The sequence below is a fragment of the Salisaeta longa DSM 21114 genome, from assembly GCF_000419585.1.
GTDB classification, from domain to species: Bacteria; Bacteroidota; Rhodothermia; order Rhodothermales; family Salinibacteraceae; genus Salisaeta; species Salisaeta longa.
Genome location: NZ_ATTH01000001.1, coordinates 1,303,196 through 1,325,850, shown reverse-complemented (window position 1 = coordinate 1,325,850; position 22,655 = coordinate 1,303,196). Strand labels below are relative to the sequence as shown.

General features: G+C 64.7%; 21 protein-coding genes. 11 read left to right on the top strand and 10 right to left on the bottom strand.

The genetic code is table 11. The features are described 5' to 3' along the window. Positions 1-158 precede the first annotated feature (158 nt). The 6 genes from SALLO_RS15440 (at position 159) to SALLO_RS0105365 (ending at position 7,774) form a co-directional block, all read left to right on the top strand. Complete coding sequence (locus tag SALLO_RS15440; protein WP_022835301.1) at positions 159-2,606, top strand: TonB-dependent receptor domain-containing protein; 2,448 nt, start codon at positions 159-161, stop codon at positions 2,604-2,606. 61 nt (positions 2,607-2,667) lie between these two features. Beyond that, positions 2,668-3,822 (top strand): sensor histidine kinase, encoded by a 1,155-nt coding sequence (locus tag SALLO_RS15435; protein ID WP_169577891.1) that lies wholly within the window; start codon positions 2,668-2,670, stop codon positions 3,820-3,822. Continuing rightward, positions 3,819-4,634 carry a LytR/AlgR family response regulator transcription factor gene (locus tag SALLO_RS0105380; RefSeq protein WP_022835299.1) on the top strand — a complete coding sequence of 272 codons (816 nt, stop codon included), beginning with the start codon at positions 3,819-3,821 and terminating at the stop codon, positions 4,632-4,634. The genes SALLO_RS15435 and SALLO_RS0105380 overlap by 4 nt, the downstream gene beginning before the upstream one ends. A gap of 103 nt (positions 4,635-4,737) precedes the next feature. After that, positions 4,738-5,814, top strand: a complete 1,077-nt coding sequence (locus SALLO_RS18605) for a hypothetical protein (protein ID WP_022835298.1) — start codon at positions 4,738-4,740, stop codon at positions 5,812-5,814. A 142-nt stretch (positions 5,815-5,956) separates the two neighbouring features. Then, the gene (locus SALLO_RS0105370) at positions 5,957-7,045 is read left to right on the top strand and encodes an endonuclease/exonuclease/phosphatase family protein (protein ID WP_022835297.1); all 1,089 of its coding nucleotides are present in this window, start codon (positions 5,957-5,959) and stop codon (positions 7,043-7,045) included. A gap of 129 nt (positions 7,046-7,174) precedes the next feature. Further along, positions 7,175-7,774: a YceI family protein gene (locus SALLO_RS0105365; protein WP_022835296.1), complete on the top strand. Its 600-nt coding sequence runs from the start codon at positions 7,175-7,177 to the stop codon at positions 7,772-7,774. Here SALLO_RS0105365 and SALLO_RS0105360 read toward each other — a convergent pair. Next, positions 7,771-9,060 carry a M16 family metallopeptidase gene (locus SALLO_RS0105360; RefSeq protein ID WP_022835295.1) on the bottom strand — a complete coding sequence of 430 codons (1,290 nt, stop codon included), beginning with the start codon at positions 9,058-9,060 and terminating at the stop codon, positions 7,771-7,773. The two genes, SALLO_RS0105365 and SALLO_RS0105360, sit on opposite strands and share 4 nt — an antisense overlap. A 203-nt stretch (positions 9,061-9,263) precedes the next feature. On the opposite strand from SALLO_RS0105360, the gene SALLO_RS15425 reads away from it, so the two are divergent. Next, positions 9,264-10,019 carry a hypothetical protein gene (locus SALLO_RS15425; RefSeq protein WP_022835294.1) on the top strand — a complete coding sequence of 252 codons (756 nt, stop codon included), beginning with the start codon at positions 9,264-9,266 and terminating at the stop codon, positions 10,017-10,019. Here SALLO_RS15425 and SALLO_RS15420 read toward each other — a convergent pair. The 3 genes from SALLO_RS15420 to SALLO_RS17680 form a co-directional block, all read right to left on the bottom strand. Next, positions 10,001-11,416, bottom strand: coding sequence for a DUF6298 domain-containing protein (locus SALLO_RS15420; protein WP_051141306.1), 1,416 nt, complete (start codon positions 11,414-11,416; stop codon positions 10,001-10,003). The two genes, SALLO_RS15425 and SALLO_RS15420, sit on opposite strands and share 19 nt — an antisense overlap. Positions 11,417-11,445: 29 nt before the next feature. Next, positions 11,446-12,204 carry a class I SAM-dependent methyltransferase gene (locus SALLO_RS0105345; RefSeq protein WP_022835292.1) on the bottom strand — a complete coding sequence of 253 codons (759 nt, stop codon included), beginning with the start codon at positions 12,202-12,204 and terminating at the stop codon, positions 11,446-11,448. A 216-nt stretch (positions 12,205-12,420) separates the two neighbouring features. Further along, positions 12,421-13,962, bottom strand: coding sequence for a PKD domain-containing protein (locus SALLO_RS17680; RefSeq protein ID WP_022835291.1), 1,542 nt, complete (start codon positions 13,960-13,962; stop codon positions 12,421-12,423). Between the two features lie 831 nt (positions 13,963-14,793). On the opposite strand from SALLO_RS17680, the gene SALLO_RS0105335 reads away from it, so the two are divergent. Next, on the top strand, positions 14,794-15,600 hold the full coding sequence (locus tag SALLO_RS0105335; protein WP_022835290.1) for an enoyl-CoA hydratase/isomerase family protein: 807 nt from the start codon (positions 14,794-14,796) through the stop codon (positions 15,598-15,600). Positions 15,601-15,622: 22 nt separating this feature from the next. Here the strand turns inward: SALLO_RS0105335 and SALLO_RS0105330 are convergent, their stop codons facing one another. Genes SALLO_RS0105330 through pyrR form a run of 4 tightly spaced genes read right to left on the bottom strand, consistent with a single transcriptional unit; the run spans position 15,623 to position 18,555 of the window. After that, entirely contained in the window at positions 15,623-15,889 is a 267-nt protein-coding gene (locus SALLO_RS0105330) for a Smr/MutS family protein (protein WP_022835289.1), read from the bottom strand. Next, positions 15,889-16,971 carry an isoaspartyl peptidase/L-asparaginase family protein gene (locus SALLO_RS15410; RefSeq protein ID WP_051141305.1) on the bottom strand — a complete coding sequence of 361 codons (1,083 nt, stop codon included), beginning with the start codon at positions 16,969-16,971 and terminating at the stop codon, positions 15,889-15,891. Before SALLO_RS15410 ends, SALLO_RS0105330 begins: the two co-directional genes overlap by 1 nt. 15 nt (positions 16,972-16,986) lie before the next feature. Further along, entirely contained in the window at positions 16,987-17,934 is a 948-nt protein-coding gene (locus SALLO_RS0105320) for an aspartate carbamoyltransferase catalytic subunit (RefSeq protein ID WP_022835287.1), read from the bottom strand. 48 nt (positions 17,935-17,982) lie between these two features. Continuing rightward, positions 17,983-18,555: a bifunctional pyr operon transcriptional regulator/uracil phosphoribosyltransferase PyrR gene (pyrR, locus tag SALLO_RS0105315; RefSeq protein WP_022835286.1), complete on the bottom strand. Its 573-nt coding sequence runs from the start codon at positions 18,553-18,555 to the stop codon at positions 17,983-17,985. A 324-nt stretch (positions 18,556-18,879) separates the two neighbouring features. On the opposite strand from pyrR, the gene SALLO_RS15400 reads away from it, so the two are divergent. The 3 genes from SALLO_RS15400 (at position 18,880) to SALLO_RS0105300 (ending at position 20,815) form a co-directional block, all read left to right on the top strand. Continuing rightward, positions 18,880-19,479 (top strand): hypothetical protein, encoded by a 600-nt coding sequence (locus SALLO_RS15400; RefSeq protein WP_022835285.1) that lies wholly within the window; start codon positions 18,880-18,882, stop codon positions 19,477-19,479. A 122-nt stretch (positions 19,480-19,601) separates the two neighbouring features. Next, complete coding sequence (locus tag SALLO_RS15395) at positions 19,602-20,099, top strand: polyhydroxyalkanoate synthesis regulator DNA-binding domain-containing protein (RefSeq protein WP_022835284.1); 498 nt, start codon at positions 19,602-19,604, stop codon at positions 20,097-20,099. 197 nt (positions 20,100-20,296) lie between these two features. Then, a complete protein-coding gene (locus SALLO_RS0105300; RefSeq protein ID WP_022835283.1) occupies positions 20,297-20,815 on the top strand; it encodes a hypothetical protein in 519 nt (172 codons plus the stop codon). 51 nt (positions 20,816-20,866) lie between these two features. Here the strand turns inward: SALLO_RS0105300 and SALLO_RS15390 are convergent, their stop codons facing one another. Both SALLO_RS15390 and SALLO_RS0105290 read right to left on the bottom strand, forming a co-directional pair. Beyond that, on the bottom strand, positions 20,867-21,715 hold the full coding sequence (locus SALLO_RS15390) for a tellurite resistance TerB family protein (protein ID WP_022835282.1): 849 nt from the start codon (positions 21,713-21,715) through the stop codon (positions 20,867-20,869). A gap of 83 nt (positions 21,716-21,798) precedes the next feature. Continuing rightward, positions 21,799-22,410, bottom strand: a complete 612-nt coding sequence (locus SALLO_RS0105290) for a thioredoxin family protein (RefSeq protein ID WP_022835281.1) — start codon at positions 22,408-22,410, stop codon at positions 21,799-21,801. Between the last annotated feature and the right edge of the window lie 245 nt (positions 22,411-22,655).

The window sequence follows — 22,655 nt, the reverse complement described above, 5'->3', positions numbered from 1 at the left end:
CGCCCCTAAAAGGTTCGTTGCGTCCGCATGCCGCTGATAGCGCAGGCATGCCGCTCGTCCATTCCACAGGATCCGACGCGCGCCGCGGTCTTTCAGGAGCATGCATCGGTCGCTGATGCACTCCGCACTGCTTCTTCCTCCTGGCCGTTTTACGTACCATGCGTCGTTTGTTCTGTTGGATTGCTTGTCTCCTGTTCCTTGCAGTCCCTGCACGCGGGCAAAATGCCGCGACGGGCGAGGGCGTCATTCAGGGCCGCATCATCGATGCGTCGACCAACGAGCCGCTCATTTCGGCTACGGTGGCGCTGTGGCAAGACACGACCCTGGTCACCGGAACGGTGACCCAAAAGAATGGGACCTTTACGCTCGAGGGCATTCGGCCGGGCACGTATGAGCTGCGGATGAGCTACGTGGGGTACACGACCAAGCGCCGGTCCATCACGATGAGAGACGACGCGATGCAGCGTAGCCTTGGCACGGTCGCCCTGGCGCAAGATGCGTCGCAGCTCGAGGGCGTGGAGATCACGGGCGAGCGTTCGTTCATGGAGAACCGGATCGACCGTACGGTCTACAACACCGCCGACCAGGTGACGACGCTGGGCGGTACGGCGAAGAACGTGCTGGAGAGCATCCCGTCCATTCAGGTGGATATTGATGGCAGCGTGAGCTTCCGCGGGAATGAGAATGTGGCTATTCACATCAACGGCAAGCCGACGTCGCTGTCGGGCGCGGCCCTCGCGGGATTTCTGCAGAGCCTCCCCGCAGACGCCATTGCCAGCATAGAGGTCATCCCCAACCCGTCGGCCAAATTTGACCCGGAGGGCATGGCGGGCATCATCAACATTGTGCTGAAGAAAAATCGTGAGAGCGGTTGGAATGGCGGCCTTACCGCAGGGGTGAACGACAGTCCGGGCGCCAACCTGTCGGGCAACGTGGGCTATCAGGGCGGGCCGTGGACGCTCTTTACCACCTACGGCTTTCGGTACGACGAGGATACGTCCTCGGGGTATCGGTTTCGGCGCAACCTGCAAACCGACCCGATCTCGGCGCTGGAGCAGCTAAGCAACGAGTTCGACAGGGGGCGTTCGCACTCGTTCACGGCGCAGGTGGACTACAGCCTCAGCGACATCAGCACCCTCTCGCTGACGAGCGTGCTGCGCACCAGCACCGACGACGAATCGGGCACGACGCAGTACTTTGAGCAGAACAATACGGGCGTTGTCGTTGATCGCTACCGGCGCCTCAGCGATGAAAATGACAACGACATTGGGGCCGACGTGCGCCTGTCTTTTGCCCGCACCATTAAGCCGCGCGAGAATGAGCTTACGGTCGATCTGCGGTACGAGACGGATCAGGAAGAAAGTACCTCGATCTACCGGCAGCGGAACGTGACGTTGGGGGGCACGGTGGGCGACTTTACCGAGCGCGAGCGCGCCGAAGAAGCCGAAACCGAGCAAGAGGCCAGCTTTGAGGTGAACTACATTCGCCCGCTTACCGACACGTACGGCATTGACGTGGGCTACAAGGCAGATTGGGAGCGCGAGTCAACGGATTTCTTTGCGGCGGCGTTCAACTTCCAAACGAATCAGTTTGAGCCGCAGCCTGAGCGGGGCAGCAACTTTACGTACGACGAGCAGATCCACGCGGCCTTTGGCATCGTGAATGCCGATTGGGGGACCTGGGGCGCGCAGGTTGGCGTGCGCGCCGAGCAGGCCCTCACCACCTTCGATCTGGCCGACGGCAACGCCTACGACAACAACTACTTCAGTCTCTTTCCCAGCGCGTACCTGATGTACGAGCCGTCGCAACAAACGAAGTTTCGGCTCAGCTACAGCAAGCGCATCAATCGGCCGAACTCGTGGCAGCTGAATCCGGTGGATGACTATGAGGACCCGCTCTTTCGCCGCATTGGCAACCCGTCGTTGAATCCGGAATACGTGCATGCGTTTGAGTTTTCCGCCACGCAGTACGTGGGGCCGTTCACGCTCACGATGAGTCCGTATTTTCGGCGCACGGTCGACAAGATTGAGTGGCAACAGCGCATCACGCCCGAGGGGGTGACCATCACCACGTTTGAGAATTTCGCCACGAGCAATTCTTACGGGACCGAGCTTGTAAGCACATTTGACTGGCAGAAGCTGCTGCGCGGCACCGTCAGCGCAAACGCGTACCGCGTGGTAACCGACGGAAGCAATGTGGACAGCGACTTGAGCAGCGACGCGCTGGGGTACTCGGGCCGCATCAACCTGACGGTTACGCCGCTGGATGGCTGGAAGGCGCAGTGGTCGCAGTTTTATCGGTCGCCGCTCGATGTGCCTGGGGGGCGCATTGACGGCCGTACCATGACAAATGTGGCTGTGCAGCGGCAGCTGTTCAACAACAAGGCCTCCATCAGCTTGCAAGCGCGCGACTTGTTCGGTACCATGAACTTTCAGTTGTACCGCAGCGACAACCTGTTTACGCAGCGCACACGGTTCAACTGGAGCGCGCAAGAGTTCTCGCTTACGTTCACGTACACGTTCGGCGCCTCAGATTCCCGCGACCGGGGCCGGCGAAGAGACGGCGGCTACGGCGGAGGCGATGCGGGCGGTGGCATGATGCCGTAACGGCGCCCGCGCATCTTTCGCGCTCTGCTCGCATGACGTGACCTTAATGCTACGAACCATTTTGCCACAACAGAAACGCCGCCACATCGAGTGGGGGCTCATCCTGGGCTTTTGGACGCTCTTCGCGGTGCTCATCGCCGGGAGCCGCTTGGTAGGGCCCGACGATGGCATCACCTTTGGCCCGGAGCTGGCCCGGCGCGTGGGCCGCGTGTTTCTCACCAGCTACTTGTGGGCGGCCCTCACGCCGCTCATCTTTTGGATTGCTGAGCGCTTCGAGCTGGAGCGGGCCCGGTTGGGGCGACACCTGCTGCTGCACCTGGCCGTTGCCGGCGCTGTGGCGATCTTTATGGACCTGAGCGGCGATGCCGTTCGGGCCTTCGTGCTCCCCTCGCCCGACGACCCGTCGCAGTTCCATCCGATGCGCGCCATTGTGCGCTTCTGGTTCCTGAATGAGCTCATCATGTACGCGGCGGTGCTGGCTGTGGGCGTGGCCCGCGTGTACTACTGGCGCCACCACGAACGCCGCGAAGAAGCCCAGCAGCTCAAGGCCGAAACGGCACGCCTGGAGGCCCAGCTCACACACGCCCGCCTCGAAGCGCTGCGGATGCAGCTCAACCCGCACTTTTTGTTCAACACGCTGCACGCCATCTCCACCCTCGTCGGCCGCGATCCACAGGGCGTGCGGCGCATCATCGCCCGTCTTAGCGGACTGCTGCGCTACGTGTTGGAGGAAGACGATGCGCAGGAGGTACCGCTGGAGGACGACGTGCAGTTCCTGCGCGACTACCTGGAGATTCAGCAGATCCGCTTTCAGGGGCGCCTCGACGTGTCGATGGACATCGCGCCCCGCACGCAGCACGCGCTGGTCCCTACGCTGCTGCTGCAGCCCATCGTGGAGAATGCCATCAAGCACGGCGCCAGTCAGGCCGCGGGCGGCGGCCGCGTTGCGCTGCATAGCGAGCGGCAAGGGCAGCGCCTCGTGCTTCACGTGGATGACAACGGCCCCGGCATTACCGGCGAAGAGGCACTGCAGGGCGGCGTGGGCCTCAAAAACGTGCGCGAGCGCCTCAGCGGACTCTACGGCGACGACGCCACCATCGCCTTTAGCGACAGTCCCTTGGGCGGGTTGCGCGTTACGGTTGCCTGGCCCTTTCGCGATGCGGTACCGCCGGCGCATCATCGTTCGTCTGCTTCACAACTTGCTTCAACGCCATGACCGACGCCTCCCCCGATGCTTTGCGCGTACTCATTGTAGACGACGAGCCGCTGGCCCGTCAACGCCTGCGCGACCTGCTGAGCGATCGCTCCAACGTTACCGTCGTGGGCGAGGCCGACACCGGCACCGACGCCATTGCGGCGCTTCGCAAGCACCGCCCGGATCTGCTCTTTCTGGACGTTCAGATGCCCAACGGCTCGGGGCTGGATGTGGTAGAGGCCGTGGGGCCGGAGCACATGCCCGTCACGGTTTTTGTGACGGCGTACGACCAATACGCCCTCGAAGCCTTCGATGCTGCGGCCACCGACTATCTGCTGAAACCATTTGACGATGAGCGCTTCGAGCAGGCCTTTCGCCGGGCGCGCAAACAGGTGGAAACCAACGCCCTGGGCGACGCCTCTGAGCACCTGAGGCAACTCCTGCGCGCTACCGAGTCGTCGGGCGATACGTCCTCCAGTACGGAGGACTACCTGCAGCGCATTGCCGTGCACCTGCGGGGCCAGGTGCGCATCGTGCCGGTCGACGAAATCACGCACATTACGGCCGATGGCACGTACGCCGAGCTGCATACGCCCGACGGTACGCACATCGTGCGTGAGCGCATGAAGACGCTGGAGGCGAAGCTCGACCCTGCGGCGTTTGTGCGGATTCACCGATCAACGATTGTGCGTCTCGATGAGGTGAGCACGATCTTGCGCGGCGGGGGCGGCGACTACGCGGTGCGCCTGCACGATGGCACGCGGCTAAGCGTAAGCCGCCGTCGTATCGACGAACTGGAAGATCGCCTCGATGTAAAAGCGCTCAACAACTGACGCTCCAACGTTTTGGTAGCGGTGTGTCGCATGCTTTACGGATGCGGTGCACGGGCGCTTTCCTGCCCAATGCCTTTTTACGTATCCAACCCCAGCTCGGCCTATGGCTTCGTTTCGCACGCTGTGTAGTTTTTTGTTTTTGCTTTGTACGCTGTGGGCGGCGCCCGCGACAGGACAGACGGCGCCGCGCGCCGAATCGGCTGACCTGGGCACGATCGCGTTTGCGACCTCGGGGACGCCGGCGGCGCAGGCGTACTTCCTGAAAGGCGCGCTGGCGCTGCACAGCTTCTGGTACCCGCAGGCCCGCGACTACTTCCAGCGCGCCCAGCGGCTCGATCCGGGGTTTGCCATGGCGTACTGGGGCGAGGCCATGACGCACGACCATCCGCTGTGGGACCAGCATGACAATGCGGCGGGCCGGGCGGTGCTGGCCCGCCTCGACTCGGTGGCCGCGGCCTCGGGCGTGGCGGCGACGCCCCGCGAGGAGCGCTACCTGCAGGCGGTGCGCACGCTGTTTATGGGCGAGGGCACCATCGACGCGCGCCGCCGCGCCCATGCCGACGCGATGGTGGCGCTGCGCAAGGCGTACCCATCGGACGACGAGGCGGCGATCTTCGCGGCCCTCGCGCGTATGAGCCTGCCGTCGTTCTCGTACGAGGAGCCGTCCGATGTCGTCCCCATTGCCGCCGATCTGGAGGCCATCTACCAGCGCAAGCCGCGCCATCCCGGCGTGCTGCACTACCTGATTCACGTGTACGACTCGGCGCTCTTTGCTCCGCTCGGGCTGCGCCCGGCCCAAACGTACGCCAAGGTGGCGCCGGCGGCGTCGCACGCCTTGCACATGCCCAGCCACATCTATCGCTCGCTGGGGCGCTGGACGGACGTCATTCCGCCCAACGTACGTGCGTACCAGGCCTCGGTAGACTGGCAGCAGCGCACCGGCCGGCCCATCCACATGCGCGACTTCCATTCCTACCGCTGGCTCTTTGATGCGTACGTGGCCCTGAATCGTCCGGAGGATGCGTGCCAGCACATGGACCGGCTGCAGGGTCTCATCGACCAGGCGCAGGCGCGTGACGAGTCGACCGGGCGCATGCCGGAGGTGCTGGCGTATATGGCCGAGGAGTATCAAACGGCCTTCGAGGACGGTTCGTGCGCGGCGGCCGCGGGCACTCCATAGCGCGTGCCTCCGTTTGCTTTTGTGGCTGGGCGTGGTCCCCAATGAGTTTTCAGCAAGCACCTCGCTGAGGGAAGAATCTGCGGCGATGGGCGCACGTATAGCTGCATGTTCTCCCCTTTCAGCTGATGCAATCGCGTCTTCGGTGCGTACCACGTTCCGCCTGCTGCTCCGGTTTTTGCTTGCTGTGCTCGTGTTGCTCTTTGGGTTGGGCTATGCCTGCCGGCACCTGCCGCCCGAGTGGTTTTGGTGGACGGGCCCGGTGGCGGTCTTTCTGCCGTTGCTTGCTCTGCTTTTGTTGCCGGCCATTGCATGGTACCTCCCGCGGGCCGCATGGCAGGGCGCAGCGCCCACGGCCTTGGGGTGGGGCGTGCTGCTCGTCCTCATCGGCGTGCGCTTTGGGCCGAACTGGACCGTGCCGTATCAGCCGGCATCTGCCAAGGCGCCAGCCCTGCGCGTGATGAGCTATAACGCTCCGGTGCACGGACCGCATCCCGACTCGCTCGCGCAGCGCACGGTTGCGTTGGTGCAGCAGGCCCAGCCCGACCTTTTGGGCCTGCAAGAGCCCTGGCTGCGCCTCACCAAACGGCGCACGGTGGCCGGGGCGCCGCACCTGCAGGCGCTGTTGCGTCGGACCGACCTACGCCCGACGCCCGCGCTTCGTCCGCGCGAACGCATCCGGCAGCCCGTGCTGGCGCGCATCCCGCTAACGGCTTACAAAACGTACATCCTGGGCACCGACTCGCTCTTTGCCGAGACGGTGGCTACCCGCACCACGGTGCGCTGGCAGGGGCGCCGCCTGGCGGTGTACAACGTGCACCTGAACACCGTAAGCCCATCGAAGCCCTGGCGCGCGGCGCTTACGCGGATGCTCAATGGCACGTTTTGGTGGGAGGCCATCGAAACGTATCGCCAGGCGATGCTGCGGCGCGCCCGCGAGGCCCGCGTCCTGCGCGACCTGATTGCTCACGAGCCGCTCCCGGTCATCGTACTGGGCGACTTCAACAGCACGCGCCACCACTGGGCCTACCACCACGTCGCAGAAGGGCTACGCGATGCGTACACCATCGCCGGACGCGGCTGGGGCGGCACCTATCCGGCCACGTGGCCGCTGGTGCGTATCGACCACATCCTGGTAAGCAAGGCCCTCCGCGTGCAAGGCGCGCGCGTCCTGCCCACGTACGGCTACTCCGACCACCGCCCGGTCGTCGCAGAACTGGTGTGGCACAAGTAGGCGCGCGTCGTCTTTTCCAAGCAGCCGGCGTCGCCGGGCGTACCAAGAACGTCAGGGTTGCGGCGAATCGCCGGCCCCCGTGGGGCGTGCAGCACACGCGACGGTTTTGCGTACCTATCCCCCAACGTCATGATAGCTTCTGCCGCGTCGCGCGGGCTGATTGGGGCCCTGCTCATCGGACTCCTCGGCGGGCTCGGCCAGCGCCTGCAGGCGCAAACGGTGGTAACCATCGACTCGACAGCGAGCGTCATTGCGTATACCGGCTCGGCGCCGCTTCATGATTGGACGGGCACCAGCCGGTCGGTTACGGGGCGGTTTGTGCTCGGCGGCGCATCGCCCGACAGCCGTGTTGCGCGCATCCGTGTGCCGGTCGCTAGCTTCGACAGCGGCAACAACCGTCGCGACCGAAAGATGCGAGCCGTAACCGAGGCACAGCGCTACCCCATGGTTCGCTTTCGGGCGTCGCGCCTGCAGCGTGTAGCCGACGCCGCGGCGCCCGATGGAACGCAGCGGTGGGCCGTGGCGGGCACGCTCACGTTCCACGGCCAGTCGCACCGCCTGCGCGATACGGTGCAGGTCACCCAAACCGCGGGCCGCGTGCGGGTGCGGGCGCGCTTCCCGGTGTCGCTGACGCGCTTCGGGGTGGAGCGGCCGTCGTTTTTGTTCTTCACCGTGGCCGATACGATACGCATCGACGCGACACTCGTGGGCCGCATCCGGCGCCGCTAAGCCGCCACCGCGTCGGGGACGTACCAGCCCGTGGTGCGCCCGGCGGGCGTCAGAAAACGCTGGGCGGCGGCGTTCACTGCGTCCACCGTCACCGCGTCGATACGGTCGAGGTAGGTGGTGTACAGCCGCCAGTCGCCCGCAGCGATGGCCTCGTTAAGCTGGGCGGCCACCTGAAACGAGCCGTCGCGCCCAAACGCCTCCTTGGCGATGAGTTGCTTCTTGGCGCGGGCCACTTCGTCGGCCGTAACGCCGTCGGCGCGCACGGCAGCGAGGGTTTCCTCGATGGCCGCCTGCACCTCCTCGTGGGTGCGCTCGGGGTTCAGGAACGCAAACAGCGAGAACAGGCTCGGATCACGCAGGCGAAAGTTCATCGCAAACACGTCGGCCGCAAGGCCCCGGTCGGTGAGGCGGCGGTACAGGCGGCTGCTTTTGCCCGAGGCCAGGATGCGGGCCAGCACGTCGAGGGCGTCGGAGGCCTCATCCAGCGCGGGCGGCGACTTGTAGCCCATGAGCACCGCCCCCAGCTGCCCGTCTTGGTGCACCGTCACGTGGCGCGGACCGGCCTGCTCGGGCTCGCGCGTGGTCACTTCGGGGATGGCGTGCGGGGCGCGCGGAAGATCGCCAAACGCCTCGGCCACCTGCGCGAGCGCCGCGTCGCGGTCCACGTCGCCAATGATGGACAGCGTGGCGTTGTTGGGCCAGTAGTAGGTGTCGTAGAAATGCTTCAGCCCGTCGCGCGAGATCGTTTCGATGTCGCTGCGCCAGCCGATGGTGGGGTGATGGTACGGATGCGCCACGAAGGCCGCGCTCCACACAGCGTCAAACAGCCGCCGCGTGGGCTCATTCTGCCCCTGATCGTACTCGTTGAGGATCACCGTGCGCTCGGCCTCGACGTCGTCGGGGTCGAGCAGGGCGTTGCGCATGCGATCCGCCTCAATCTCGATGGCCAGCGGCAGATGCTCTTTTGGCAGCATCTCGTAGTAGTTGGTGCGGTCGACCCAGGTAGAGGCGTTTACCTCGGCGCCCACGCGCTGCAGCGTGTCGAAGATGGACGTGCCCCGGCGCTTATGAAACCGCTCGGTGCCCTTAAACATGAGGTGCTCCAGCATGTGGGTGGCGCCGGTGTGGCCCGCATGCTCGTTGCGGCTGCCCACATGATACGTCACCATGAAGGTAACCACGGGCGCCGCCGTGTCTTCCAGAAAGAGCACCTGCAGGTCGTTGGCATCCAGGCGAAAGCCGTCGATGCCGCCCGAGGATTCAATGAAGGAAAAAGCGTCGTGCATAAGGCGGATGCGATTGAAGGCAGAAGCGTACAGCCGTCATACCGCAGGCCGGGCGTGGGGTTCAGGGCGAGTGGCGCCGCCAAGGGCCCATGCGCGTGGCGGCCCCAGGGCCATCTGTTGCCAAGCCGCTACGTTTGCGGCGGAGCGTCCGTGTCGGCGGTCCGTTGCATCCCTCCGCATGTGTCTCAACACCCGTGTTGCCTATGCTATCGCCCGAGTTGCCCGTCGTCGATCCGGCCTTGCAGCCGGCCGCAGACTTTGCGCGTCCCGCGCCGCTTGATCTGTCGTTTCCGGGATGGACGCCCGACGTGTTTGCCCTGCTCGATCGGCTGCGCGCGCATCCGCACATCGACCAGTACAAGCAGGAGAAGCCCGGCGTGACGACGCTGCTCAAGGACCCGTTTAAGCAGTACCGCGACGACCTCGTGGTGAACTGGGTGCTGCCCAACCGCCTCGATCTCGAAACCGAGAAGAATGTCTTCAGCCGGCTCCTCAAAAACGATTTTGGGGCGGGCGGTTGCCACGACAACCTGTGGATGGCGTTTTACCGGCCGCACACCAAGCGCCTGAAGGACGTGCAGGTGTCGCACAAAATTTCGCCCGATGGTTTTGAGGTGGGCCTCTACGTGGGATCCTACGCGAAGGATTTGCTCGACCGGGCGCTGGCGCGTATTGCCGCAGCCCCGGCCACGTACCTCGACCTCATCAATCCGCTGCTGGACCAGGCGGGCTGGCACTGGGGCTTTCATGCCGGTACGGGCGATGCCAAGCGGGCGCCGCGCTTCACGGCTCCTCTCGCGGAGCTCCCCGAGGGGCTGTCGTCGGCCGATGGACTCTGGCTGCGCCGCCGCTTTCCGCGCGATCAGGTGCTCGATTGGGGGCCGCAGCTCGTGGCGCACGCGCTCGATGCGGTGGCCGATGTGTGGCCGTTGTATCGGTTCTACTTGGCCGGTCGTTGATCCGTTCGCGTGATGAGTGCGATCCAATCGCCCGCGGCCGTGACGCGAAGCGGCAGCCAGCGTCCGCCTGGCGTGGTGATGGCGGGGCTCCACTGGCTCGACGGAGCGTTCAGCCAGCGCACGGTTACGAGGCCCTTCTGGCTGCGCAGGTCGAGGCGCACCGCCCCACCATCGGGAAAGTAGACCACGTACTGCGCGCCGGGGATGCGGGTGAGGTAAGCCTCGTTGGGCGAGCGGTCGGCCAGGAGCGTGTGCCGGGCGTCGGGTACTGCCTGCGGAAACGCAAACGCGGTGGCCAGGGCGCGGGCGCTGGACAGGTGAGCGCGCGCCGCAGCATTCAGTCCGATGCCATACGGCGGCCGATGGAAGCGCACGGAGGCTGCCCCGCCGATCAGCGAGCGCCAAAAGCGGTCGATACCCTCCGCAGCCCCGCCGGTCCAGCGTACCGCACCGCCGTAAATCTTTACGTGGTTGATGGGCCGCGGCGCGTCTTGGAGCCGCCGGTACACCCATTGCAGGCGCGTCCAGTGGAGCTCGGTGCGCTGGCTTGCATTCTGCGACAGCTCGATGAAGTCGAACGCAGCGGTATCGGCGTGGGCGATGCGGTGCGGGCCCTTGCGGACGTCGTGTGCCTGAAACATCTCGGTGACATGCACGCGGCGCCCGGCCTGCGCGGCCCGCCGCCGTACGTGCGCCATCCAGTACCGGCTCCAGGCCACCGGATGCTGCGTGAGGAGTTCGTTGGTGACGACATACAGCACGTGGTTGTAGCGGAGCGTAGCGTCCAGCACGCGATCCACAAACCGCCGCTGATAGCGCAGCACGGTGGTGTCGTGGTGCGCGCCGGGTATGGTCTGGTAGAAGTCATGCGTCACGCCGTTGTCGTGCGCGACGGTTGTGTAGTGGCCGTCGCCGCGGAGCGTCGTGTGCGTCGTGTCGTAGTTGACGTTGTTGTCGGGATTCCACGGACTGTCGGCCCAATGCGTACGGCTTTGGTCCCACTGATCCCACAGCTCCACCTGCACGATGATGTCGCGGGCGTGGGTGAGCCGCAGCAGGCGTTCGAGGCGGGTCCAGTATTCCGGATTCCACCGCGTCAGATCGTACCGCCCGTCCGGACGCTGGTAAAACGGATACACCTCGTACCCGCGAATGCGGCGGCTGCTCATGGTGAGGCGGATGTAATTGCCCCCGGCGTTCACCAGCGAGTCGAGGTGGGCTTCGAGGCCCGGCATCTGGAAGAGGTTGTCATCACGCGTGCCGCCCAAAAGCATGACGGGCGCGCCCTCGTACGACCAAAACCGCGGATTTTCAGCAGCGGGCTGCACCCCCTGTCCCCAAGCGCCCGTCCCGCTTGACGCGCCCGCGAGCACGGCCCACGCGAGCAGGGCTTGCATTACGGAAAGAAGGCGTTGCGTGCTGCGCATCATGAAGCCTCCAGGTAAATGTGCTGCCGGTAGCTGTGGCGACGGATGGCAGGAAAGCGGTAGAAGAACCGGTCGAGCGCATGCATCGCACGGCCCATGCTGCCCTTGAGAAGGTAAAAAGAGATCATTCGAAAGAGGAGCAGCTCGGGGTAGCGCACCGAAACGGAGAAATGATCGTCCAGCTGCGACACCTCGTCGGGTGTGAGCGGAATCTCGTGCGCATCGCCAAACTTGGGAATCCACCCGCGGCCCACCACATGCCGCCGAAACCACATCAGGAGCGGATTCCGGCCGTTATTTTCCCAGAAGAACGCTCGCCCGTTGGGCTTCATCACACGTCGTAAGGTGCGTACAAACGCAGCAAACGGCTCCACGTGGTGTAAAATCATGGCGCCATAGACAAAGTCGGCCCGCGTATCGAGCGCAGTGAGCTCCTCGGCGGTGCAGCACACCGGCGTGATGTTGTGGATGCCGTGTTGGGTGCAGTACGTGGCAAGGTTGTCGATGGCCACGGCGCTGGCGTCTACGCTGATGACGTGGGCGCCGTGGTAGGCAAAGAACAGCGAGGCCGAGCCGCGCCCGCAACCCACGTCGATGAGCGTGCGCCCCTCAACGTTGCCAAAGTGTTGCAGCGCTTGCTGCAGGTTGGGTTCGTTGAGATCGGGCATGGCCACCCGGCTGTAGGGGTTGGCGTGGCCCTCGGAAAATATCTCGTCCCAGAATGCGCGGGGCGAGCGGGCTGTTGCGGAGGAGGACATGGAGCGTTGATCGTTAAGGGAAAGCAGCGGAGCGGTTGGGAGGTAAATACTGAGGTGTTGCAAGCACTACGCAGAAGAGACGCCACGGACGGGGATCGAGGAGCAAGGGCCTTCGTCGGGTGACGGAAGGCGCTTGCTCCTCCGGCATCGATCCCCAAGAGCAGGGGCACCACGAAGCGCGCACACGCTGAAGGGTTCAGGCGGGCGCGTCGCGGGCTACCATTGAATATTGGAGGTTCGGTCGTTGGTATCGTTTGCGAGCGGCGGAGCCTCGTCAACCGTCAGCACGGCCTCTACGCGGCGGTGCGGGCGGCAGCCCCGGTCGCGGCCTTCGGCCGGGCATGCGGCATCTACTTCGCCATGGCCGTGCACGATGAAGCGGGCGTCGGAGATGCCCAGGCTGCGAAGGAAGGTGCGCACGGTTTGGGCGCGGCGCTGCGAGAGCGCGGCGTTGTAGTCCGTGCTTCCCACGGCGTCGGCAAAGCCGTCTACGCGCAACATGGTTTGGGGGCAAACCTTCAACGCGCCGGCCACTTGCTGCAGGAGGTCTCTTGAGGCTTCGGTAAGCTGTGCGCTGTCAAAGGCAAACAGCACCTTTTGCTGCAGCGGGCCGCACGCCAGCGCGGGCTGCGGGGCGGGCCCCACCTCGATCACCACATCTTTCGTTGATTGCCCCAGGGCATTTTCGGCGGTGAGCGTTACGGTGTAGGTGCCAGGGGATTGGAAGGCATAGCCTTGCCCGGTCTCGCTGCGCATGGTGCCAATGTAGCGGTCGGCGTTGTAGTGGTGCAGTCCCCGCTCGGTCACCGGTTCGGTGCCATCACCAAAATTCCACTGTACCGAGAGGGGCGCCGTGCCATGCAGGGCCGCCTGAAACTGTACCAGCTCGCCGGTACGCACGGTGGTGGTGTCTGCGCTGAGCGCAAGGATGCGGGCCGGGGCCGTCGGCTCACGCACCGTTACGGTCTTGTGGATGCGGTCGGTGCCGCCGTCGTTATGCGCGACCACCGTTACCGTGTACGCGCCCTCCAGCGGATAGGCGTGCGTCGTAGCGAGACCCTGCGCGGTGGTGCCGTCGCCCATCGTCCAGGTGTAGCGCACGGGCCGATCGACGTCCGGAGCGGTGTGTACCGTGAACTGCCCGTCTGTGCCGCGATCGATGACATCGGGCCCTTCAATACGGAGCAGGTCAACCGGCTTTGGGGCCGCGTTTAAGGTGCTGCGCACGCCTACGCCCCAAAAGCCGAGGCCGTCGAAGCGCGCGCGGCCGTCGGTGCGGCTGTCAATGGCGTTGTCGGGCATGGTGGCGTATGCGGTGGCTTCTACGAACACCGACGCGTGCCGCGTCACCACGTAGTCGAGCCCCAGGCCAAAGGTAACGCCCGTGGCCGGATTGTCGCCGCCAAGGGTGACGTTGGGGCCGGCGTTAAAGTAGGGCGACAGCGATTGGCGCGGAAAGAGAATCCAGCGGCCGATGGCTTGCAGCGTGAGCATTTCCGTATTCTGGACATTGGCCTTGGGATAGTTGGCAAAGGTGCCGCCCAGGCCCACGCTGAGGCCTTGCGTGAGGGTGTAGCCCATCTCGCCGTTGAAGCTGTACGGTTCGATGGCGTAGGTGGAGATGTCCGTTTCGCTGACCGATGTCCCCACGCCGAGGCGCGCATACGCCGTGTGGGGGGCACGAATGACCTGCGCCGTTGCCACGGCCGGCAGCATCAGGAAAAGGAGAAAGAGGACGGAGTGAGCAAAGGCACGCATCGTATTCACCGGGCTGTATCAATCACCAACGGAAGGGGGTTCGGCCCAGCACGGGCACCGAACAAGGGCACGCCCAACGTAACGAAGCCGCTCCGTTGCCTGCTTATCCCTGCGCGCATCCGTGGCAGGACACCAGGCGTGTGCGTCGTGCGCCTGCGGACGGCTGCGCTATGGAATGTTTGGCGCACCGCACCAGGGCCCCGACGGTTGACGTGCTGGGGCGCAGACTTTAGGTCATCCCGGAGAGGAGGCTGAAGGTCACGCTGAAAGCGCAATCTCCGCAAAGGGGCGCTCCTGCCCATACATGGAGATCGTACCACAGGTATGACCTTCAGCCCCAACAGTGGCATGACCTTCGTCCTCCACGTCACTCCTCACGATCGTTTCTTGCGATGACAAGGAGCGTACTGCTTTTTGTGTGTTGAGCATCCAGTCGGTCAAAACCCGTCCGAGCAGCCATCTGAACCACCAACATTGCATTTCTATCATCAACCACTGTTGTCATTGCGAGGAGCCGAAGGCGACGCGGCAATCTCCGCAAAGGGGCACTCCTGCTCGTACATAGAGATCGTACCACAGGCATGACCTCCGGCCCCATCATAGATATGACCTTCGGCCCCCACGTCATTCACGTGCGTTCATTCCTCGCGATGACAAGGAGCGTATTGCTCTTTTGGGCGTTGAGCGTGCAGATACGGAAATCCACCCGAACGGCGCCAGGACGACATCCAGTCGATGCGGTTGCTCTGCGCCTGGGGCCTGGCGGTTGACGTGCTGCGGCGCAGGCCCTACGTTTGGAAGCGGTTTTCTCTTTCCCAAACGATCGCTCCTATGTCTGATGTGCTCCAGATACGTACCGAGGGTCCGGTGCAAACCCTCACGCTAAACCGACCGGCGAAGCGCAACGCGCTCAACGGAGCCCTTGTGGCGCGCCTCCACCAGGCGCTCGATGATGCCGCGGCCAACGATGCCGTGCGCGTGCTCGTGCTCACCGGGGCCGGGTCGGTGTTTTCCGCCGGGGCCGACCTTGCAGCGCTGAAGGCCCTGCGCACGGCAGGTCCCATGCAGAACCGGAACGACTCGCGTCAGCTCGCCGATCTTTTTGCTGCGGTGTACACCCACCCGAAACCCGTTATTGCGAAAGTGAACGGGCATGCCATCGCGGGCGGCAGCGGGCTGGCGGCGGTTTGCGATTTGGCGGTGGCCGCGGAAGGGGCCAAGATGGGCTTTACCGAAGTGCGCATCGGGTTTGTGCCGGCTATCGTGATGGTGTTTGTGCGCCGGAAGCTGGGCGAAACCGTCGCCCGCGACCTGTTGCTGCGGGGACGCCTCCTCGATACGCAGGAAGCGGCTGCGCTGGGGCTCATCACCGCGGCGGTGGCGCCCGACGCGCTCGACGAACGCGTGGCAACGCTTGCCAACGAACTCGCAACGGAAACCAGCGGCTCGGCGGTTGCGCTCACCAAGCAAATGCTGGCGCAGGTGCCGGGCATGGGGCTGCACGAAGCCCTCGACTATGCCGTGCAGATGAACGCGTTTGCTCGCGCCACAGACGACTGCCAGGCCGGCATCCAGGCGTTCTTAGACAAGGAGCCGCCGCCCTGGAAGCGCACAGACGAGGCGCCCTCAGATGCGTGAGGCGCGGTCGCGTGAATGGGCGTTACACAAGGTGGACGATGGTCGCACCCCAGTGGCTGGCATCGCGGGCCGTCTCGTAGCGCGCCACACCGTCGAGACGATCCAGGATGGCATGCACGCTGCGTCGCAGCGCGCCGGTGCCCTTGCCGTGAATGATGCGGACCTGCCGGATGTCTTTCGCCCGGCAGGCCCGCAGGTACTCCGGCACCAAGCTGCCAACGTCTGACGGGTTGAAGGCGTGCAGGTCTAGCACCCCATCGATGGGATACTCCACAGGGGCATCGTCCATTACTGCGCGTTCGTTTTGGAGTACGCATCGGGGCCAAAGAAACGAACCACCTGTGTGCCGCTGGTGTCGATGTAGGCGCGAAACATGCCCGGCGTGTTGAAGGGCATGGCGATGTTGCCTTTGCGATCGAGCGCGATGATGCCGCCGGTGCCCTCGCCGCTGCCAATGGATGGCAGGACGTCGTGGATGGCTGCGCGGGCCGCGTCGTCGAGCGAGGCATTGCCGTATTGCATCTGCGCGGCCACCGTGTGGGCAATAACGCCACGGATGAAGTACTCGCCGTAGCCCGTGGCCGACACCGCACAGGTGGCGTTGTGCGCGTACGTGCCGGCGCCAATGATGGGCGAGTCGCCAATACGGCCGAACCGCTTATTGGTCATGCCGCCGGTAGACGTGCCGGCAGCCAGGTTGCCGTTTTTGTCGAGCGCAACCGCGCCGACGGTGCCAAATTTCTTCCCGGGGTCCAGCCGCAGCGACGGCGTGGCGGCGTCGCCGCCGCTTGGCGTATCGTTCTCTTTGGATTGCTTCAGGCGCTTCTCGGTGTAAAAGTAGCTGTTTTCCACCATGGGCAGGCCCTGCTGCTTCGCAAAGGTCTCGGCCCCGTCGCCCGCGAGCATTACATGCGGCGACTCGGTCATCACCTCATACGCCAGCTTGATGGGCGAACGCACGTGCTTGATGCCCGTCACCGCACCGGCGTTGCGATTGGCGCCGTTCATGATGGAAGCGTCGAGCTCAACGGTATTCTCGCTGGTAAAGACCGCGCCCTTGCCCGCATTAAACAGCGGATTGTCTTCCATCGTGGTGATGGCGGCGATCACGGCATTCACCGAGGAGCCGCCCGACTGCAACACCTCGTAGCCCGCCTGCAGGGCCGTTTGCAGCGCCGCCCGGTAGGCCTGCTCCTGGGCCTCGGACATGTCGAGCTCGGTGATGCTGCCCGCTCCGCCATGAATGACCAACGCAATGGGGGCGCTGGGCCGCTGGGGCGGCTCGGGCAGCGGTGGGGGCGTTTGCGCCGAAGCGCTTCCAGCAACGCCAATGAGCAAAAGGGCGACTAACAACGAGCGAAGGGTGGACATCGCAGAAGGCTGTATTCAGTTGGAGGTTGGGGCGAGGAGGTACAGCACGGCCATGCGCACAGCCACGCCGTTGGTCACTTGATCGAGGATGATGGCGCGTTCATGATCGACCACGGCATCGGCAAGTTCCACCCCGCGGTTTACGGGGCCGGGATGCATGATGCGCAGCGCCGGGTAGCGGGCCAGGTGCTCCAGCGTAAGGCCGTAGCGCGCGTGGTACTCGCGTAGACTTGGAAAGAGCCCCTCGTCTTGCCGTTCCAGCTGGATGCGCAAGGCCATGACCACGTCGGCGGCTTCCAGGGCGGGAGCCAGCCGATCGACGACGCGCACGCCCATCGCGTCGAGTCCGTACGGCAGCATCGTGCGCGGGCCGCAGACCGTCACCGAGGCGCCCATGGTGGTGAGCAGGCGGATGTTGGAGCGCGCCACGCGGCTGTGGGTGATGTCGCCAATGATGGAGACGTTGAGGTCGCCGAGCGGGCCGATGCGGGTGCGCATGGTGAGGGCATCGAGCAGGGCTTGCGTCGGATGCGCGTGGGCGCCGTCGCCCGCGTTGATGATGACGCTGTTGGTGGTGCGGGCGAGCAGGTGCGGCGCGCCGGGCGAGCTGTGGCGCAAGATGGCCATGTCGCTCTTCATCGCCTCAATGTTGCGTGCCGTGTCCTTCAGCGTCTCGCCCTTCGATACCGACGAGCCCGACTTCGAAAAGCTGATCGTTTCTGCCGAGAGGCGGCCCGCAGCTAGTCCGAACGAGAGTTTGGTGCGGGTGGAGGGCTCAAAAAAGAGGCTGGCCACGGTGACGCCCTGCAGCGTGGGCACCGAGCGGATGGGGCGTTCGAGGACGGCGCGAAACTCGTCGGCCGTGTCTAAGATGAGGCGGATATCGTCGGCCGAGTAGGCCGAGAGGTCCAGCAGGTGGCGATGCGGCAAGCGGGCCGGGGCATCCTCCGAAGCGGCGGCCATAGACAAACGAAGACGTTGGATGAATGAGGCAAGGCGAACGTGGCGCAGCTACCGGGGGCGTGATGTTTCCACCAGCCACACGCCCTCGCGGTCGTCCACTTCGCGCACCCGCACGCGCACCTCCTCGCCGGGCAGCGTAGGCACGTGGCGCCCCACGATGTCAGCCGCGATGGGCAGCTCGCGGTGGCCGCGATCAATGATGGCCAGGAAGCGCACCGAGGCGGGGCGCCCGCGATCCATGAGGGCATCGAGGGCGGCGCGGGCCGTGCGGCCGGTAAACACCACATCGTCAACAAGCACGAGGTGGCGGCCGCTTACGTCAAAGGGAATGCGCGTGGTGCGGATTTGCGGCGACGCCATCCGCAGGCGCACATCGTCGCGATACATCGTCACATCCAGCACCCCTAGCGGCAACGATACCTGCTCCTGTGCGGCAATGCGCTGCTGCAGGCGGCGCGCCAGGTGCACCCCGCGCGTTTGCATGCCTACCAGCGCATGCGTTGCCGAAGGGTCATCAGACGGCGCGACGCCCTCCAAAATTTGCTGCGCCATGCGGTCGAGCGTGCGCCCCAGGGCCTGTTCAGACATCAGCAGTGCCTTGACGCGGTCGTCGGGATTCATGGACGGACGGTAGCGGGTTGCGTGGACGGCGGGCGCTTGCTAAGGCAAGGTGCCACGTGAGACAAATCTAACATACAAAGCGGGGGCCAAGGATCAAAGCATGCGCCCACGAAGCCTCTGGAAAAGTCCCGAACCCACTGCATATTATGCAAATGTTATCAAACCTGCCGAAAGGGCATCCGTAGGCGGTGCCCACTCAAATAATCACCCTCACTGTTTTTCGCATTCATGTGCCAATGGTCTCGGGCGGTTCTGTCGTGCTGTGTCGCGTATGTTGGACTTTTGGTTTGTCTGGTCGATCGAAGTTATGCGCAACAGGCGCCGGTGTGGACCGCCTCGGTGGGCGCTGCGGGCGAACGAGAGCCGTCGGAGGTAAAGTGGGAGGCCCCGGCTGTGGCGGTGGAGGCCGCGTGGGCCGCGTGGGCCGTGTCGGCGGCAACGGATTTCTCGTTTGAGAAGGGCCTCTCGGGGGGCGCGTGGGGGCGCGAGGTGGAGGAAGTAGACCTGACGGTGGCGCATACCTGGGCGGCCGGCGGGCCGTGGGCGGCTACGGCGGCCGTTGAGTACACCGAGCCGATGGTTGCGGATGGCAAGCGCGAGTTTGCGATGATGCAGGCGCTGGCGTATGAACAGGGTGCCTGGACCGCCGAGGCGCAGGCGGGCTACCGGTGGTCCGACAACGACCCCAACCGGTGGCTGGCCACCGTTGCCCTCGAACGCGCGTGGGCGCCGGTGGCCCTCACGGCGTCCTTCGATACCGGCCTTCCGCACAATCAGGCCCTGTGGGAGCCGATTGCCGCGCTTGGGGCCGAAGTGGCCCTCACGCCGTCGCTTGCCCTTTGGGCGGAGGCCGGCCACAGCATTCAGCCGGATGCCGATGAAGACGAAATCGTTGGGGGCCTCGGGCTTGCGATGACCTGGTGAGACGCCGCGGTGCTGCGCAGACGTCGGCCCAAGACCGCCTCGCGCGCCGGATCATTTCAGCCGTGCGAGCCGTCTGCATCGGGCGTTCTATCTTTTCCATGCTGCAACCGACGCGTCGATCTATGGCACGCCTCATCAAGCGCTACGACAACCGGAAGCTGTACGATACGGAGGCCAGCGCCTACGTCTCGCTCAGCGACATCGCCCACTTGGTGCGCCGCGGCGAAACCGTGCAGGTGATTGATAATGCCACCGGGCAAGACCTAACGGCGCAGACGCTCACGCAAATCATTCTTGAGGAAGGCAAGGCCGGGCAGCATGCCATTCCCTCCGAGGCCCTGCATGAACTGTTGCGACGGAGCGGACAGGCGCTCGACTCGGGCCTCGATCAGTTGCGGGTGCGCGTAGACGATCTGGTGCAGCACTCGGTGGAGCGGCTGCGTTCGGTGCTTGGCGGGCCGCAGGCGAAAGAAGTGGACGACCTGCGCAAGCAACTCCGGGCGCTTGAGCAGCAGCTGGCCCGCGTGCTGGAGCATCTGCCGGCAGAGCCCGACACGACGCCCGCGGCGGACCAAGCGCCCCCTGCTAGAGAAGCCACCCCGCCGCCTGAGGAGGCGTAAGCGCTGCTGGCCGAGTGCCCCCTCATGAAGGGGATTCCCGCAGCGTTTGATTGTACCCGCTGCGCGCGCAAACCCAACCGATAGTTCACGAACTGAGGGGCCGGGCGCCGATCTTGTAGTCATAGAGCACGTAGAAAGCGGTAGTGCCGCATCCCTGCGTGCGGCCTCGCGTTCGTTTCACCAACCGCGCCAGCCCCGTGGCCCGCTCTCCAAACAAACTCATTGCGCGCAGCGCCTGGATCCTTCCTCTCTTTCTGTTTGCGCTCATGCTGCATCAGGCCTACACGGCCTACAGCATCGGGCAAACGCTCAGCAAGGGCACACAAGTCACGGCGACCATCACCGACCTGTACCAGTCGTCGCGCGTGGACGTATCGTACGACTACGTCAGTCTTCGCATCCCGATGCCCGACGGCACGGTGCTGGTGCGCGAGCGGCTGTCGCTGCCGCATTCGCTGGCTCCGCTCATCAACGATCAGGAGACCGTGGTTGTCGATGTGCTGCCGGGGGCGACGCAAGAGGTGGTGATTACCAAACTGGCCGACACGCAGCAGCGCATTGCCCTGATGAACACCGCCATTTGTTTGGTGGCCTTTCTGCTAACGGGCGTGGGCGTCTACTACTGGAACCGGATGCTCACCGAGAAGGGCGACCCCTCAGAGCGCGGGGTGGTGGCGCCCGACCCGTCGCACCCGGCGCGCCAAGTGGTGCGGTAGCGCTGCTTCGGTAGCGGGCAGCGACGGAGCGTTGCGCGGCCGCTTCGTTTGCTAATGCGCCTCGTCGGACGAATCGGCATCGCCGGTGGGCACAACCGCGCGGCCGTTGAGGCGAACGTTGAGGCCCCAGGCCTTGGCGAGCGACGTGATGAAGCTCCGCTCCTCGTCCGAGACGGGGCCATTGAGGCGCGCCAGGCCGTACAGGTCGTCGAGAACCGCGAGGCGCTGTACCGAAGGCAGGGCCTCCTTGAGGGCGCGTACGGTGTCCTCAATCATGGCCCCTTCCGGCGCGTCGCTGTACACCTGCAACACGGTGCGCACGACCTCGCGGGCATTCTCGTAGCTCAGGCTGGGCTGCCACGGCTGCAGGCGCTCCAAGACGGCCTGAATGGCCTCGTTGTTGAGTTCTTCTTGGGCGGTATGGATGGTGAGCACGTAGAGGAATGCTAGCTCGTGGATGAGGCCCCACTCCTCGCCGCGGTGCTGCACCGCCACTGAGGTGTCGCTGATGAGCTCTTTGCCCAGCGCCTTCAGCGACCAGGCGTCGGCCACCGTGCTGATGAGGCCCTGTTCGCGTTCGAGCAGCACGCCATCGGCCTCGGCAATGCGCATCACATCGGTGAGGGCACGGCGGCGCTGCGCGCTGTCGAGTTGCTCGCTCAGGTCGCCAATCGCGCGGCGCACTTCGGCGCGGGCGTCGGATTCTAGAAATGCCGTCGTGGCTTCCATCACCACCGTGCGCACCGACTGATTGTCGGGTACGGTCACCCAGTCTTTGAGCGCATCGGTGATGCTGCTCAGTTCGTCGTCGCTTAGGTCGTGGTCGGTGCCGTAGGCGAGCGCGACATATAGCAAGGCCAGATCGTGGACGTGCGTCCAAGCATCGGAGGGGGTGCTCATGGGAGGAGGGATGCAATCAAACAAGGGTGCATCGCATGATACGGAACGCGGCCCCGGAATCGCAACGCGCAGCCAGCGCTTCGTTATGCCGGTTTGGTAACGCCGGCCAAGCGGGCCGCGAGTTCATCGTCTACGGCCTGCCAGCCGCCGTCTTCATAGTGAGCCAAAAGCTGGTTCACCACTTCTTGGCTGTCGGTGCCTTCAGCAATCAGGCGCTCGCGAAGGGCGCGCGCCGGTTCGGGGCGGGGGCCCCACGTGGCGTGTTCGTCGCCATCCTCAGAAAAGATCACGAGCTTTGGGATGCTGCGGCTGCCACCGGTCAGGTACTGATCCATGATGTCGAGATTGTCGTCCCGCAGGAGGATGCGCAGCGACACGTTGGGGCTTTCAGCCGCGGCATCGGCAATCACCGGCAGGTTGTACGCCGAGTCGCCGCACCAGGGCTCGGTAAGCACCATCCACAGCTGCGGCGCCGGGAGCCGATCCAGGGCGTCCGTGAGCGTGGCTGAAGGGATGTAAGCATCGTGCACATGCTGCTGACGCTCCCAGTTGTAGTTCAGGTAGTGCTTGATCTTCCGATCGGAGGCGTCTGCATCATCGGGCAATGGCTGTTTGATTTGCTCCTGCCAGTAGGCACGGTAGGCGTCGTAGGTAAACCCTTCGTGAGGACGGCGCGCCGCAAAGAAATCACGCATGTGTGGTTGGTTTATCGGGTGTATGCAATAAACGGGTAAATCGCACGCCAGGAAGCAGCGCGTGTTCGGGCGGAAGGTGGCCAAACAGGTGATGCGCTGTGATGAAATTCCGACGTGGACGACGCTCGGCGGGGCAGCCGGGGCTTCCATTGCGGGGTTTTGCCTACGTCGAGTGGCATCTGAGGGCAACAGGGCAATTGCATCAATCTTGCTGGTTCGCGCTGACGCCATTCAGGAGTGATTTG